Annotated in this window: 18 protein-coding genes; 7 read left to right on the top strand and 11 right to left on the bottom strand. The window is 66.7% G+C overall.

Annotation, left to right across the window (positions count from 1 at the left end; translation table 11 throughout):
• Positions 1-23 precede the first annotated feature (23 nt).
• A complete protein-coding gene (locus tag DSM104443_RS14635; protein WP_171093469.1) occupies positions 24-296 on the bottom strand; it encodes a PhaM family polyhydroxyalkanoate granule multifunctional regulatory protein in 273 nt (90 codons plus the stop codon).
• Between the two features lie 22 nt (positions 297-318).
• Positions 319-1536, bottom strand: coding sequence for a polyhydroxyalkanoate depolymerase (locus DSM104443_RS14640; RefSeq protein WP_171093470.1), 1218 nt, complete (start codon positions 1534-1536; stop codon positions 319-321).
• Between the two features lie 45 nt (positions 1537-1581).
• Here DSM104443_RS14640 and pip point away from each other — a divergent pair, with 45 nt between their 5' ends.
• Genes pip through DSM104443_RS14655 form a run of 3 tightly spaced genes read left to right on the top strand, consistent with a single transcriptional unit; the run spans position 1582 to position 3723 of the window.
• Positions 1582-2559 carry a prolyl aminopeptidase gene (pip, locus tag DSM104443_RS14645; RefSeq protein WP_171093472.1) on the top strand — a complete coding sequence of 326 codons (978 nt, stop codon included), beginning with the start codon at positions 1582-1584 and terminating at the stop codon, positions 2557-2559.
• A gap of 30 nt (positions 2560-2589) precedes the next feature.
• Complete coding sequence (locus DSM104443_RS14650; RefSeq protein ID WP_171093474.1) at positions 2590-2877, top strand: WYL domain-containing protein; 288 nt, start codon at positions 2590-2592, stop codon at positions 2875-2877.
• Between the two features lie 42 nt (positions 2878-2919).
• Positions 2920-3723, top strand: a complete 804-nt coding sequence (locus DSM104443_RS14655; RefSeq protein ID WP_171093476.1) for an NYN domain-containing protein — start codon at positions 2920-2922, stop codon at positions 3721-3723.
• Positions 3724-3741: 18 nt separating this feature from the next.
• On the opposite strand, the gene DSM104443_RS14660 is transcribed toward DSM104443_RS14655, so the two are convergent.
• Entirely contained in the window at positions 3742-4212 is a 471-nt protein-coding gene (locus tag DSM104443_RS14660; RefSeq protein ID WP_246232270.1) for a VOC family protein, read from the bottom strand.
• Between the two features lie 141 nt (positions 4213-4353).
• On the opposite strand from DSM104443_RS14660, the gene DSM104443_RS14665 reads away from it, so the two are divergent.
• Entirely contained in the window at positions 4354-5175 is an 822-nt protein-coding gene (locus DSM104443_RS14665) for a M90 family metallopeptidase (protein ID WP_171093478.1), read from the top strand.
• Here the strand turns inward: DSM104443_RS14665 and DSM104443_RS14670 are convergent, their stop codons facing one another.
• Positions 5176-5502 (bottom strand): rhodanese-like domain-containing protein, encoded by a 327-nt coding sequence (locus DSM104443_RS14670; protein WP_171093481.1) that lies wholly within the window; start codon positions 5500-5502, stop codon positions 5176-5178.
• A 49-nt stretch (positions 5503-5551) separates the two neighbouring features.
• Entirely contained in the window at positions 5552-7054 is a 1503-nt protein-coding gene (locus tag DSM104443_RS14675) for a DUF3300 domain-containing protein (protein WP_171093483.1), read from the bottom strand.
• A gap of 153 nt (positions 7055-7207) precedes the next feature.
• On the opposite strand from DSM104443_RS14675, the gene DSM104443_RS14680 reads away from it, so the two are divergent.
• Positions 7208-7585, top strand: coding sequence for a glutaredoxin domain-containing protein (locus tag DSM104443_RS14680; RefSeq protein ID WP_171093485.1), 378 nt, complete (start codon positions 7208-7210; stop codon positions 7583-7585).
• On the opposite strand, the gene DSM104443_RS14685 is transcribed toward DSM104443_RS14680, so the two are convergent.
• The 3 genes from DSM104443_RS14685 to DSM104443_RS14695 all read right to left on the bottom strand — a co-directional run bounded on the left by DSM104443_RS14685 (position 7582) and on the right by DSM104443_RS14695 (position 10655).
• Positions 7582-8484: an extracellular catalytic domain type 1 short-chain-length polyhydroxyalkanoate depolymerase gene (locus tag DSM104443_RS14685; RefSeq protein ID WP_171093487.1), complete on the bottom strand. Its 903-nt coding sequence runs from the start codon at positions 8482-8484 to the stop codon at positions 7582-7584. The genes DSM104443_RS14680 and DSM104443_RS14685 overlap by 4 nt on opposite strands.
• Positions 8485-8502: 18 nt before the next feature.
• Complete coding sequence (locus DSM104443_RS14690) at positions 8503-10122, bottom strand: peptide chain release factor 3 (RefSeq protein ID WP_171093489.1); 1620 nt, start codon at positions 10120-10122, stop codon at positions 8503-8505.
• Between the two features lie 104 nt (positions 10123-10226).
• Positions 10227-10655 carry a nuclear transport factor 2 family protein gene (locus DSM104443_RS14695; RefSeq protein WP_171093491.1) on the bottom strand — a complete coding sequence of 143 codons (429 nt, stop codon included), beginning with the start codon at positions 10653-10655 and terminating at the stop codon, positions 10227-10229.
• Between the two features lie 66 nt (positions 10656-10721).
• Here DSM104443_RS14695 and DSM104443_RS14700 point away from each other — a divergent pair, with 66 nt between their 5' ends.
• Together DSM104443_RS14700 and DSM104443_RS14705 are read left to right on the top strand one after the other, a co-directional pair.
• On the top strand, positions 10722-11165 hold the full coding sequence (locus DSM104443_RS14700; protein ID WP_171093493.1) for a hypothetical protein: 444 nt from the start codon (positions 10722-10724) through the stop codon (positions 11163-11165).
• Positions 11162-11635 (top strand): hypothetical protein, encoded by a 474-nt coding sequence (locus DSM104443_RS14705; protein WP_171093495.1) that lies wholly within the window; start codon positions 11162-11164, stop codon positions 11633-11635. Before DSM104443_RS14700 ends, DSM104443_RS14705 begins: the two co-directional genes overlap by 4 nt.
• A gap of 56 nt (positions 11636-11691) precedes the next feature.
• Here DSM104443_RS14705 and nagA read toward each other — a convergent pair whose 3' ends face one another.
• The 3 genes from nagA to DSM104443_RS14720 are packed head-to-tail and all read right to left on the bottom strand — an operon-like array spanning position 11692 to position 14616.
• Positions 11692-12825 carry an N-acetylglucosamine-6-phosphate deacetylase gene (gene nagA, locus DSM104443_RS14710; protein WP_171093498.1) on the bottom strand — a complete coding sequence of 378 codons (1134 nt, stop codon included), beginning with the start codon at positions 12823-12825 and terminating at the stop codon, positions 11692-11694.
• Positions 12825-13868, bottom strand: a complete 1044-nt coding sequence (locus DSM104443_RS14715; RefSeq protein WP_212756695.1) for an SIS domain-containing protein — start codon at positions 13866-13868, stop codon at positions 12825-12827. Before DSM104443_RS14715 ends, nagA begins: the two co-directional genes overlap by 1 nt.
• A gap of 1 nt (position 13869) precedes the next feature.
• The gene (locus DSM104443_RS14720) at positions 13870-14616 is read right to left on the bottom strand and encodes a GntR family transcriptional regulator (protein ID WP_171093503.1); all 747 of its coding nucleotides are present in this window, start codon (positions 14614-14616) and stop codon (positions 13870-13872) included.
• Positions 14617-14711 lie beyond the last annotated feature (95 nt).

The following is a 14711-nucleotide window of genomic DNA, read 5'->3' on the forward strand; positions in this document are numbered from 1 at the left end:
ACAAGTTGTCCTGACCCCTTTATTCACTTCTTGCGGGATTCCTTCATCACTTCCCGCGCCTTCTCGCCGCCGCGCAGCATGGCGCGCTGGTATTCGAGGGTCTTGATGGAGACCTGCAGCATGCCGAGGTTGGCGGAGAGCCAGCCTTCGACGGCATGCAGCTCGGAGAGCTTCTTCTCGACGTCCTTCAGGTCGGGGAACATCTGCATCGAGGAAGCGCCCGGGGTGTAGTTCGCCGGGTTGAACATCTTCTGCCAGGCTTCGAACATCTCTTGCGGCGTCATCATCTTGGCCATGCGCGCCCTCCGAGCGATCTTGTTATGAATGCTTGGCGATGAAGTCCCTGATGCGGGGGTAGATGGTCTCGCGGTACTTGCGGCCGCTGAAGATGCCGTAGTGGCCGACCTTCGGCGCCTCGTAGTGCTGCTTGCGGGAAGCGGGAATGCCCTTGCACAGCGCATGCGCCGCCTGGGTCTGGCCGCTGCCGGAGATGTCGTCCAGCTCGCCCTCGATCGTGAGCAGCGCGGAGGTCTTGATGGCTTCCGGGCGCACCTTCTCGCCGGCGACCACGAGCTTGCCCTGGGGCAGCAGGTGCTTCTGGAACACTCGCTCGACCGTCTCCAGGTAGTACTCCGCGGGAAGGTCCATCACCGCGTTGTACTCGTCGTAGAAGCGGCGATGCGCATCGGCGTTGCTGCGGTCGCCCTCGACCAGGTGCTGGTAGTACTGCAGGTAGGAGTCGCGGTGCCGGTCGGGATTCATCGCGACGAAGCCGGCGAACTGCAGGAAGCCCGGATACACGCGGCGCATGAAGCCCGGGAAGCGAACGGGCACGCGTTGAATCACCTTCGACTCGAACCACGAGATCGGCCGCGTCGTGGCGAGGTTGTTCACCTGCGTCGGGCTTTTGCGGGAGTCGATCGGGCCGCCCATCATCGTGAGGGTGCGCGGCGTCTTCTCGCCGTTGGCGGCCATGAGCGAAACCGCGGCCAGCACCGGTACCGTGGGCTGGCAGACGGAGACGACGTTCAGGTCCGCGGCACCGAGGAACGTGATGAACTCGCGCACGTAGGCGACGTAGTCGTCGAAGTGGAAGGGGCCGACGGAGACCGGGATCTCCTTCGCGTCCTTCCAGTCGGTGATCCACACGTCGTGGTCGGCGAGCATGGCGCTCACCGTGTCGCGCAGCAGCGTGGCGAAGTGGCCCGAGAGCGGCGCGAAGATCAGCACGCGCGGCTGGCGCGGCGCCCCGGCCTTGGCGAAGTGCAGCAGGGTGCAGAAGGGCTTCTCGAGATCGCGCTCCTCGCGGACCTTCAACTCGCGCTTGCCGACCGTCACCGTCTCGATCCCGAAGGGCGGCCGCGCGTAGTCCTGCGTGAGGCGGTTCATGAGGTCGAAGGCGGCCGCGGCATTGCGGCTGCCCGGCAGCTGCGCCCACGGGCTTTGCGGATTGCCGTAGACCTGCGTGCCGACCTGGGCCAGGTAGCGCCACGGCTCCATCGCCGCACGCTGCCAATCGTAGAGTTGGTAGAGCATTTTCAGTGACTTTCGAGTCTCGCCGCCTAGTGTAATGTATCCGTCATGCCCGCCGACGATCGCTCGAACAAGAGCCCCCTGCTCCCCCTCTTCGCGCCGATCGAGCCGTACCAGAGCGGCCATCTCGACCTCGACGCGCCGCACCGGATGTACTACGAGCAGTCCGGCAATCCGCGCGGCGTGCCCGTCGTCTTCCTGCACGGCGGCCCCGGCGCCGGAGCCAGCGCGGTCCATCGCCAGTTCTTCGACCCGGCCTTCTACCGCATCGTCGTGTTCGACCAGCGCGGTGCCGGCCGTTCGACGCCGCTGGGCTGCCTCGAGAACAATACGACGCCGGCGCTCGTGTCCGATATCGAGAAGCTGCGCGAAACGCTGGGCATCGAGAAGTGGTTCGTGTTCGGCGGCTCGTGGGGCTCCACGCTCGCCCTCGCCTATGCCGAGCATCATCCGCAGCGCTGCCTCGGGCTGATCCTTCGCGGCATCTTCCTCTGCCGCAAGAGCGAGATCGACTGGTTCCTCTACGGCATCAAGACGCTCTTCCCCGAGGCGTGGCGCGCGTTCGCCGGGCCCATCCCCGAAGCCGAGCGCGGCGACCTGCTCACGGCGTACTACAAGCGCCTCACAGACGCCGATCCGAAGGTGAGCGTGCCCGCGGCCAAGGCGTGGAGCACCTACGAGGCGTCGTGCTCGACGCTGCTGCCCAATCCGGGACTGGTCGCCGATTTCGGCAGCGAGCGCATCGCCTTCGGGTTGTCGCGCATCGAAGCGCATTACTTCATGCACGACATCTTCCTGCCCGAGAATTTCCTGCTCGACAACGTCTCGCGCATCGCGAAGATCCCCGCCACCATCGTGCAGGGCCGATATGACATCGTGTGTCCGGTCTTCTCCGCCGACGACCTGCATCGCGCCTGGCCCGAGGCCGGCTACGAGATCGTCGCCGACGCGGGCCACTCCGCCTTCGAGCCCGGCATCCGCTCGCGCCTCGTCGCGGCCACGGAGAAGTTCAAGGCGTTCGCCTGACGTCGTTCCCGCGCAGGCGGGAATCCAGCCATGAACATCGCAGACGCCATTCGCGACAAGCGGATCCTTCGTTTCAGCTATGGCGGCTCGTTGCGCCGCGTCGAGCCTCACGTCTACGGAACGGACCGCCTCGGCCAGGAGCTGCTGCTCGCGTGGCAGCTCGGCGGCGGCAGTGAGTCCGGCACGAGCGTCGGGTGGAAGACGTTCCGCGTGCCCGAGATGGTGGCCGTCACCGTGACCACGGACTCCTTCCCCGGGCCACGCCCCGCGTACAAGCATGGGGAGCACGTCATGACAAAGGTCATCGCGGAGCTCTAGCCCCGGGCGGATGGCCCACCCGGCGGCGGGTATGATGCCCCCATGAACAAATCCAACGACACGAAGAGCATGGCGGTCTTCTGCGACTTCGAGAACGTCGCGCTGGGCGTGCGCGAGGCGAAGTACGACCGCTTCGACATCGGCAAGGTCCTCGAGCGCCTGCTCTTGAAGGGCAGCATCGTGGTGAAGAAGGCCTACTGCGACTGGGACCGCTACAAGGAATTCAAGGCGCCGATGCACTCGGCGTCGTTCGAGCTGATCGAGATCCCGCACATCAAGATGTCCGGCAAGAATTCCGCCGACATCCGCATGGTGGTGGACGCGCTGGACCTCTGCTACACCAAGGTGCACGTGGACACGTTCGTCGTCGTGAGCGGCGACTCGGACTTCTCGCCGCTCGTGAGCAAGCTGCGCGAGAACGACAAGACCGTGATCGGCGTGGGCGTGAAGAAGTCGACGTCGGACCTCCTGGTGGCCGCGTGCGACGAGTTCATCTATTACGACGACCTCGTGCGCGAGCAGAAGCCGAGGAAGCCGGCGACCCCGCCCCGGCAGAAGTCCTCGTCGTCGCCGCCCCCGCCCAAGGCGACCGACAAGCAGGAAGAAGCGTTCGACCTGGTGCTGGACACGATGGATGCCCTGCTCGACGAGCGCGGCGACAACGACACCATCTGGGGCTCGATGGTGAAGCAGGCCCTGAAGCGCCGGAAGCCGGGATTCAGCGAGAGCTACTACGGCTTCCGCTCGTTCAACGAGTTGCTCGAGGAAGCGCAGAAGCGCGGCGAGCTGGAACTCGAGCGCGACGCGAAGTCGGGCGGGTACATCGTCCGGTTTCCCGAGGACTGAGGCACCCGCCCCGGGCGGTCAGTGCGCCTGCGGCGTGCCTTTCTTCGCCGCCTTGTCGATCTCCTCGCGGCTCACGTCGCGCACGTGCGTGGCGATGGCCCAGTTGTGGCCGTACGGATCCTCGATGACGCCGTAGCGGTCGCCCCAGAACATGTCCTCCATGGGCATCGTCGCCTTCGCGCCCGCCTTCAGCGCCTTCTCGAACGTGGCGTCCGCGTCCTTCACGTAGAGGTGGATCGTCACGGGCGAGCCCTTCAGCGTCTTCGGGCCCACGGACTTCCAGCGCTCGTCCTCGTCCATCAGCATCACCTGCGAATCGCCGATGCGTACCAGCGCGTGCATGATCTTGCCGTCGGGACCGGCCAGGCGCGCTTCCTCGACGGCGCCGAAGGCCGTCTTGTAGAACTCGATGGCCTTCGCCGCGCCGGCGACGACGATGTGCGGAGTGATGGTGTGCATGCCTTCGGGAACGGCTTTGACCTGGGCCATGGAGAGCTCCTTGCAAGGTTGGAAAATGAGACCTTCTGCAAGTTGGACAGCCCGAGGCAGGGGTGTTCCGCCCGGTAACGTTTGTCCTACTTTTGCAGACCTGTCCTTGAAACGGGTCCGGGACGCACCAAGGTGGTGACCATGGGTCCCCTCCTCATCGCCCTCGTCACCCTGCTCGTCATAGGGCTATTGGTGTCGGGGCCCTTCATCACGGAGCGGCGCCGGCGGAAGATCCGCGCGCGGCCGTTCCCGCCCGCGTGGCGCGCGATCCTCGAGCGGCGCGTGCCCTATGTGCACCGCCTTCCCGCCGATCTTCGCCGTCAGCTCGAGCAGCACATCCAGGTCTTCATCGCCGAGAAGCCCTTCATCGGGTGCGACGGACAGGAGATCGACGACGAGGTGCGCGTCACCATCGCGGCGCAGGCCTGCCTGCTGATCCTCAACCGCAAGCCGGACTATTTCCCCAAGCTTTCGCAAGTGCTCGTGTATCCAGGCGCCTTCATCGTGGAACGCGTACGGGCCGAGCCTTCGGGAATCCTCCAGGAAGAGCGCAACGCCCTCTCCGGCGAATCGTGGTCGAACGGCCAGGTCGTGCTTTCGTGGGACGACACGCTTCAGGGCGCGGCCGTCGACAACGATGGGCGCAACGTCGTCATCCATGAGTTCGCGCACCAGCTGGACCAGCAGAAGGGGCATGCGAACGGCGCGCCGTATCTCGGCAACCGCGATCGTTATCCGCGCTGGTCCCAGGTCCTCAGCTACGAGTTCGCGATGCTGCAGCAGCGTTCGATGTCCGGCGAGCCGCCGGTGCTGCTGAGCTACTACGGCGCCACGAACCCCGCGGAGTTCTTCGCGGTGGCTTCCGAGGTGTTCTTCGAGCAGCCCGCCGCGATGGCCACGCTGCACCCCGCGCTCTACGACGAGCTGCGGCAGCTCTACCGCGTCGATCCGGTCGCCTGGTAGCTAGTAACGCCGCACGGAGGGATCGACATGGAGGGACCAGCCCTCGATGCCGTCGCTCACGTTGTAGACGTTCGTGAATCCCTGCTGGATGAAGTGATGCGCCATCTGGCGGCTGCGCGCGCCGTGGTGGCACTGGAAGACCATCTTCGTGCCGCGGTCCAGGGCGAGGAGCGCCTGGTACGTCGGCTCATCCAGGAGCTTGGCGCCCTGAATGGCGGCGAAGGCATGCTCGCCGGGGTTGCGGACGTCGATCAGCTCGAGGGGCTCGTTGCGATCGAGCATCGCCTTCAGCTCGGTCGCGGGGATCTCATGAATGGAATCGGGCATGGGGGAAATCATGCCCCATGCCCGACTGATTGACGCTGCCGCGAAAGTACTAGCGCTCGCGACCGCGACCACCACCTTCACCGCCGCCGCGGTTTCCACCGCCGCGGTCACCGCCACTGCGTTCACCACCGCCGGAGCGCTGGCCGCCGCCCGAATGCTGCTGCGGCTGGAAGCTGCGCTGCGCGGCTTGCGCCGCGGGTGCCGGAGCCGAATGCATCTGCATGGGCTTCGCCACCGATGCGCTCTGCGGTACGCCCGCATTGGGCGCCTGCTGGCGCGGCGTGTAGTTGCGAACCGTCGGCACGCGTTGCACCTGCGCGCCCTGGACCTGGGCCGGCGCCGTTCGCACGGCACCGATGGATTCACCCTGGACCGCGCGCCCGGGTTGGGCGGCCTGCACTTGCGCCGGCCTCACGACCCGGCCGCCACCTTCGAGGCCGTAGCGCGGCGCCGCGCTGCGCACCGAGCCATTGGACGTGCGGGTGCCCTCTTCGACGCGCACCGGACGCTGGGCGTTCTGCCAGCCCTCCTGGCGCTGCGGCGGACGCCAGCTGTCGTTGCCCCGGCCCTGGCCGTTGCCGTTGTTGCCATTGCCGCGGCCGCTCCAGTTGCCGTTGCCATTGTTCCCGTCGCCACGGCCATTCCAGTTGCCGTTGCCGTTCCCGTTACCCGGATTGCGGTCGCGGCCATTCCAGCCGTTGCCGTTTCCGTTCGTGTTCCAGCGGCGGCCGTCGTGGCGGTCGTTACGCCAGCCCCGGTAGTAGTCGTTGCCGCGCCAGTAGTACGGACGATGGCCCGAGTAGTAGACGGAGCGATAACGCCAGTTGAACCCGCCGTAGAAGAAGCCCGTGCTCAGGTAGATGCCAGGACCCCAGCCCCAGCCACCGGCGTACGCGTAGCCCGGCCACGGGTTCCAGTAGACCGGTTGATAGTCCGGGTACATCCACGTGCCGTAGGCCGTGCGCGGATCGTAGTACGGAACGTACGTGGTCTCGGGCGACGGCGACGCGAGGGCGTAGTTGTCGCCATCGCGATTCACCGCGAGCTGCTCGCTCGAGCGCAGGTTGCCCGCCTGGTCGGCGCGCTGGCGCAGGTTCTGCACCGTCTGCATGACGTTGGACTCGCTCGCGAGGAAGGCCTCGCCCAACTTGCGCGTCCACTCGGGCTGGTCGCCCATGGCCTTCAGCACCTCCGGGAACGCGACCATGGATTTCACGGCCGGGGCCCAGGGTTCGTTGTCCACGGCTCGCACGGCGGCATCGCCCTTCACGCCCGTGTTGGAGCGCGACCATTGGGCGGCCTGCGCGACGTCCTGCGGGAACGTGGCGGCCATGAGGAGCTGAGAAAGCAGCGCGTCCGGGTACAGCGCGATCGGCGCCAGGATGGAGTCGAGCTCCTGCTGGGGAATCGCGGGTCCGCGGTCCTGGTACGCCGCCTGTTGATAGGCGTTTTCGCTGTAGGACGGCTGCTGCGGGAATTCGGGCGCTTGGGCAAATGCCGAAGCTGCCGTGATCGCCACGGCGCCCGTAAGCACTTTTGCGATCGATTTCATGGTGGGTAACCTCCGATGATCCATGACAAGTTAGTCAGCAAACCGACGGGAATGGTCCCGAAATCAACACCTGGTTACATCTTGCGAAGCGGTTTGCCGAGCTACAGTGCGATCAACGCCGCAGCCCGCGAACCGTTGACCCCAGGAGACGCCATGTCCCGCCCCATCCTCGACGAATCCCACATCCACCCGGCCATTCGCCAGAGGATCGCGACCGACCGCAACGACATCGTCCAGGAGGTGCGCGACGCGATCCGTTCGAACGACGTTGTGATCGTGGGCATGGCCCTCAATCCCGCGCCGCGCAAGGCGAGGAAGCTCCTCGACGCCGCGGGCATCCCGTACAAGTACCTCACGTACGGCAGCTACTTCCGGGACTGGCGCCGGCGCACGGCGCTCAAGATGTGGACGGGATGGCAGACGTTCCCGATGGTGTTCGTGAAAGGCGTGCTCGTGGGCGGGGCGAGCGACATCGCGAAGCTGATCGACAAGGGCGAGTTGAAGCACCTGCGTCGAGCCGAGCGCAGCTAGTTCCCGCGCAAGCGCTCCACGAATTCCCCCAACATCGCCGTCGCGTCCGGGCCCTTCGGATCGTTGAACGGATAAGCGCCATCTCCGCCGCTCCACGCGTGCGCGAGCTTCGGCACCTTCACGAGCGGCGCGAGATCCTCGCCCTGGTGGCCTTCGCCATTCAGTGCGCGGAATTGCTCGGCGACCTGCTCGCCGTTGATCAGCGCGACGACCTCGTCGTCCTCGCCATGCACCGCCAGCATCGGAAGTCGAATCGCGCCTGAGGAGGCCCTTGCCTTCCGGCCGATCCCCGCGGGATCCGTCCTCGCACCGCGCGCCATCACGTCGTACGCGGAAGACGGCAGGTGCGCCGCCTCGCACGCGATTCCCGAATGCACGAACACGCCGGCAAAACGCCGCGGGTGGCGAATGCCGAGTGCGGCCGCCAATGCGCCGCCGGAAGAGAAACCCGCCGCAACGATGTGATGCTTGTCCACGCGGAACTGGCGCTGCACCGATTTGATCTGCGCCAGGACGATCGCCGCCTCGCCGCGCCCCGCGGAGGTCTGCGGGTCGAACCAGTTCCAGCAGCCGAAGCGATTGGCGCGCTCCGTCTGCCGCGGCATGAGCACGATCCATCCCTTCGTATCCGCCAATGCGGCGATGCGCGTGCCGGCGGCGAACTCCTCGGGCGTCTGCTTGCAGCCGTGGATGAAGACGATGAGCGTGTGCCGCTTGAGGCCGCCGTAGTTGCGCGGGACGTACACGAGGTACTCCCGCGAAGGCGGAAGGAACGGTGCCACGACCACCTGGCCGAGGAGCGCGGCGGCGCTGCCCTTCACGAAGTATCCCGGCCGCTCGACACGGCCGAAGAGGCGCGCGAAGAACGCGCGGACGAAGGCGATGAAGCGGCGGATCACGCCGCGCTGCTCATCGGCTTACTGCGCCTGGGCCATGTTGGCGTGGAACACCAATCCCGCGTGTTCGCGCAGCGTGTGCAGCTTGATGTTCGGCCACAGGTCGCCCAGCACCTTGAGGTCGTACGGCCGCTCCAGCAGCACCGCGGGCGCCTCGACCACGTCGTAGGCGACGCGATGTCCGTTCGCGTCGATGAAGCGGTCCACCTCGCCGGGCAGGTCGGAGGTGATCCAGCGCGCCATCCGGTACTTGCTGGGCTGCATGCGCGCCTCGGCCTTGTACTCGTGCGCGAGGCGGTGTGCCACGACCTCGAACTGCAGCGCTCCGGCCGCGCCCAGCAGCAACGGCCCGCCCAGCGCCATGCGGAAGACCTGGATCGCGCCTTCTTCGCCGAGCTGCTGCAAGCCGGTGCGAAGCTGCTTGAAGCGCAGCGGATCCTTCACCTCCACCTCGTGGAAGAGCTCGGGCGCGAAGAACGGCAGGCCGGTGAACTGGAGGTCCTCGCCTTCGGTGATGGTGTCGCCGAGCTGCAGGAGGCCGCGGTTCGGAATGCCGAGGATGTCGCCGGCGAACGCCTCGTCGAGGAGGTCGCGGCGCTGCGAGAGGAAGGACACCGCCGAGGATGCGCGAACGGCCTTGCCGGTACGCGTCACCACGAGCTTCATCTCGCGCTCGAACCTGCCCGAGGCCACGCGCACGAAGGCGATGCGGTCGCGGTGCGCGGGGTCCATGTTCGCCTGGATCTTGAACACGACGCCGGTGAACTTCGGCTCCGTCGGCTCGACCACGCGCTGGATCGCGGGCTTGGGACCCGGGGGCGGCGCGAGATCGATGAGGGCATCCAGCACCTCGCGCACGCCGAAGTTGTTGACCGCCGAGCCGAAGAACACCGGCGTCTGGCGGCCGGAGAGGAACTCCGGGGCATCGTATTCGGGAGAGGCGTCGCGGATCAGGTCCATCTCGCTGCGGGCCTGGTCGTAGGAATCCTCGAAGCGCTCCTTCAGCAGCGGGTTGTCGAGGCCTTCGATGATCTCGACGTCGTCCTGCCGCCGATCCTCGCCCGCCTTGAAGACGCGCATCTGGTTGGAGCGGAGGTCCGCCACGCCGCCGAAGAGCTTGCCCATGCCGATGGGCCACGTGAACGGCGTGGCGGTGAGCTTGAGGATCGACTCGATCTCGTCCATGAGCTCCAGCGGCGGGCGGACCTCGCGGTCCATCTTGTTCATGAACGTGATGATCGGCGTGTTGCGCGCGCGGCAGACCTCGAGGAGCCGCAGCGTCTGCGCTTCCACGCCCTTCGCGGCATCGATCACCATGAGCGCCGCATCGACGGCCGTGAGCACGCGATACGTGTCTTCGGAGAAGTCCGCGTGGCCCGGGGTGTCCAGCAGGTTCACCACGCAGTCGCGGTATTCCATCTGCATGACCGAGCTCGCCACCGAGATGCCGCGCTGCTTCTCGATCTCCATCCAGTCGGAGGTCGCGTGGCGCGAAGCCTTGCGCGCCTTCACCGAGCCCGCGATCTGGATCGCGCCGGCGTAGAGCAGCAGCTTCTCGGTGAGGGTCGTCTTGCCCGCGTCCGGGTGGGAAATGATCGCGAACGTGCGGCGGCGGGAGACTTCGGTGGCGATGGAAGACATTCGGGGGTTTCTCGAGAGAACCCCCGATTTTACCAAGTGAATGGGGTCAGACTCCATTCAACCTCAAACGACGAAGTTGAATGGAGTCTGACCCCATTCATTTCCTAGACTTTGTAGCCTTGGCGAGCCAGCAGGCGCCATTCCCCGCCGCGCTTCTGCCAGACCATCAGCAACTCCAGCTCGCTCTTCGCCGGGGGGTTGGCGCTGGCGACCATGAGCGACGAGTGGCCGCGAACGACGGCGAGGTCGCCGACGATGCTCACGACCATCTTGGTGTTGTCCACGGACGTGATGACGCTGCGCTTCGAGACCAGCTGGTCGATGAACTGGGCCTGGTTCTCGATGCGGCCGGCGGAGTGGCCGTAGCTCAGCTCCGGCACGGTGAGCTTCTCGAGCGCGGCCTTGTCCACGGCGACGATGGCCTTCGAAAGCGCCTCGTAGGCCTTGAGCACGGCGGCTTCATCCGGGGATTGGGCAAGGGCGGGCAGGGCGACGGCGAGCAGCAGGGCGAACGATGCGACGATCCGTTTCATTGTTGTGGTCTCCTCTGGGTTGGCGGTGCATCGCCGTTATAGCACCGTCGCGGTAAAATCGCCGCCATGAAATCCCTCGCCCTCCTCCTGTTGCTCCCCGCCGGACTGGCCCTGGCCCAGACCCCGCCTCCCAAGACCTCCACCAAGGACGAGCTCCGCTCCTGCCTGGCCGAGCAGGACACGCTGCAGGAAACGGGCAAGACGCTCGAGACCCGCCGCGCCGAGCAGGATGCGGCCTCGAAGAAGTTGCAAACCGAGGTCCGCAGCCACATGGCCACCTCGCCCCTGCCCAACGCGCCCGAGGACGCCTTCACCGCCTTCCGCGCGAAGACCAAGGACCTGGAGGCGCGCAAGGAAACGCTCGACTCGGCCGCCGACCAGTACGACAAGGATGTCGTCACGTTCAACCAACAGCTCGCGGCCCGCAACAAGCGCTGCTCGACGTTGACGGTCACCAAGGCCGATCGCGACGCGGTGATGAAGGAACGCGCCGCGGTGGGGAAGAAATGAAGAACCTGATCGCAGCACTGCTCTTCACGCTACCCGCCGGGTTCGCGCTGGCTCAAACGGCGCCGGCTCCCGCGGCGCCCGCTCCCGCCGCAAAGGCGCTCGCCACGCGTGACGAATACCGCACCTGCCTCAGGCTTGGTGACGAAGCCGTCGCCCGCCGCGGCAAGCTCCAGCAGCAGAAGTACGACTACGACACGCGCTCGCGCCAGCTCTCGATCGAGATGAAGGCCCACCTCGACGCCAAGGACACGGTGAAGCCCGGCACCAAGCTCGCCGAGGCCTACAACACCACGACCGAGCAGCTGAATGCCCGCAACATGCTGCTCAACTCCGAGGCCGACCAGTTCGACAAGGACATCGCCGACCACAACCGCGTGAGCGCCGAGGCGTCGAAGCGCTGCTCGGGCCTCACCGTCAGCCAGGAAGACATGCAGGCCGTGAACGCGGAGCGGGCGGCGGCCAAGAAATGAATAAAGGGGTCAGACCACTTTATTGAGCCATCAATAAAGTGGTCTGACCCCTTTATTCATTTCCCGTCGATCCAGGTCTGCTTGACCTCGACGCGCTCGGTCATCGCCACGAGGTTCGCGCGGTAGCCGGGCGCAATCCGGCCAATCTCGTGGCCCAGCCCCAGGAACTCCGCGGGGTACGCGCTTCCCATCCGCACCGCTTCTTCGAGCGGGACCTCCAGCATCGAGACCGTGTTGCGAACGGCCGAGGCCATGTCGATGGCGCTGCCCGAGATCGTCCCGTTCTCGTCGACGCAGATGCCGTCCTTCACCGTGATCCTCTTGCCCTGCAGCGTGAACTCGGGCTGCTCCGCGCCCACGCTGGGCATCGCATCGGTGACGAGCATGAAGCGGTCGCGGCGCTTCGCACGCAGCGCGATCTTCAGCACCACCGGCGAGACGTGGCGGCCGTCGACGATGATGCCGCACCAGCTCCGCTCGTCGTCCAGCGCGGCTCCCACCGTGCCGGGCTCCCGGTGCGTCATCGGCGACATCGCGTTGAAGAGGTGGGTGATGCCGGTGAGGCCGTGGTCGAACGCGGCCTTGATCTCGTCGTAGGTCGCGTTGGTGTGGCCGGCGGCGACGACGACACCCGAGCGGACCAGCTTCGCGATCGAATCCGGCGTCGTCTCCTCGGGCGCGAGGGTGACGAGCGTGCGGCCGACCTCGAGCGACGACAACATCGCCACCGCATCGCGGTCCAGGTCGCGGAACTTGGTGGGGTCGTGCGTGCCCTTCTTCGCTTCCGAGAGGAACGGGCCCTCGAGATGCACGCCCGCCACGCCGGGAACGCCGCCCGCGATCGCATCGCGCACCGCGCCGATCGCGCGCAGCAGCACGGAGAGGTCGTCGCTGATCAGCGTGGGCAGGAAGCTCGTCGTGCCGAAGCGGCGGTGCGCCGCGCCGATGGTGCGGATGGTCTCGACGGACGGGTTGTCGTTGAAGAGCACGCCGCCGCCGCCATTCACCTGCGAATCCACGAAGCCGGGGACGAGCAGCGCGCCGGCGAGATCCACCCGCTTCGCATCCGCGATCCGCGCATCGCCCATCCCGCAGATGTCCACGATCTTTCCGTCTTCCACGAGCACGACGCGACCGTCGACGAAACCCTCGTCGAGGAGCACGCGGCCGTTACCGAGCGCCTCCCGCATCAGAGGGTCTCGGTCACCTTGCGCAGATGCGGCGGCCGGTCCGGGTCGAAGCCGCGCGCGATGGCCACGGCGTTGGCGAGCTTGTAGAAGCTCTGAACCAGCAGCATCGGCTGGATGGCGGGATGCGCGGCGACGGAGGGCAGCACGGTGACGCCCTCGACCGATGCACCGGCCAGCATTACGTCCACGCCGCGCGCGGCGAGATCGGAGGCCAGCGTCTCGACGCCCTCCTTCGCCTCGTCGTTCTGCGAGAAGAGCAGCGCCGGGAAGTTTTCCTTCAGCAGCGCCTGCGGGCCATGGCGGACCTCGGCCGAAGAGAAAGCCTCGGCATGCAGCCCCGAGGTCTCCTTCAACTTCAGCGCCGCTTCCTGCGCGATGCCAAGGCCGACACCGCGCCCGACCACGAACAGGCTCGAGGCCGCGGAGAGCTTCGGCACGGCCGCACTCCAGTCGAGATCCCACGAGCGGCGAAGCTGCTCGGGCGCCACGGCGAGGCTATCCATCAGCAAATCGTCCTGCGCCCACGCGGCCACGAGATGCACGATGGCCGCGAGCGATGCGATGTAGCTCTTGGTCGCCGCGACACTCGTCTCCGGCCCCGCGCAAAGCGGCAGCGCGTAGTCCGACACCTCCGCAAGCGGCGAGCCTTCGGCGTTCACGAGCGAGACCACGAGCGCACCCGCCTGCTTGGCGGCGGCCGTGGCCGACACGAGGTCCGGCGACCGGCCCGACTGCGAGATCGCGAGGAAGAGCACGTCGCGCATATCCTGCCGCGCTCCGTACACCGAGCTCACCGACGGCGCGGCGGAGGCCGTCAGCACGCCGGTGCGCGTCTCGATCAGGTACTTGGCGAACGTTGCCGCGTGATCCGAGCTGCCGCGTGCGCACGTGACGACGGCGCGCGGCTTCAGTGTCCGAAGGGCCGAGCCGAGGGCCAGCGCGGCCGAGTGCGTGCGCTCGAACTGCAGGCGTACGGCATCGGAAGCCTGTGCGGCCTCCTGGAACAGCTGCGTGGAACCCGGATCGATGGCGTTCGCGCTCAAGTCACTCATTCGAGGAGCTCAGCTCCGCGACGAAATCGTACGTGTCGCCACGGTAATAGGATTGGCAGAACTCGATCGCGCGCCCGTCGGGCAGGAAGCCCACCCGTTCGACCAGCAATCCGGCGTCGCCCTCCTTCGCATGCAGGAGCTTGGCCTGCTCGGCATTGAGGAGCAGCGCGCGAAGCCTCTGCAGGGCCCGGTTCGGCCGGGCTCCGGCGGCCTGCAGCGCTTCATAAAGAGAGCTGTCCACGCTTTCCAGCGAGGGGAGCGCGGAAGACACGATGGTCGCGTACTCCAGGGCCATCGGCGCCTCGTCCGCGTAGCGCAGCCGGTGGAACCTATATACGGGCGTGCCGGGCGAGAGCCGCAGCGCCAGCGATTCCTCCGGCGTCACCGTGCCTTCGGAGCGGCGCAGCCACACGCTGCGGGGCGTGCGGCCCCGGGCGCGCATGTCTTCCGAGAACGAGGTGAGCTTCGCGAAGTTCTTCTCGATCCGCGCGCACACGAAGTTGCCGGCGCCCTGCTTGCGGACGAGCAGCCCTTCGTCCACGAGGCCGTCGATAGCCTTGCGGACCGTGATGCGCGAGATCGCGAGGTCGGTGGCGAGCTGGCGCTCCGCCGGCAACGCGTCGTCGGGACCGAGGATTCGCTTCTCGATCGCCTCGCGCAGCGCCCGCTGCAGCTGCTGGTAGAGCGGGAGGCTTCCGCCGGGGTCGAGCGGACCGAGGATTTCGGCCAGGGAACTCATCAAATGGGGCTCCGGTTTGGTACCAGTACAGTACCACGATTGGGGTGCTTCCGAGACAAGGTACCACCGGGCCTCAAAAATTGGTAGCTTTTTGG

Origin of the sequence: Usitatibacter rugosus (assembly GCF_013003965.1) — a bacterium.
Lineage (GTDB): Bacteria > Pseudomonadota > Gammaproteobacteria > Burkholderiales > Usitatibacteraceae > Usitatibacter > Usitatibacter rugosus.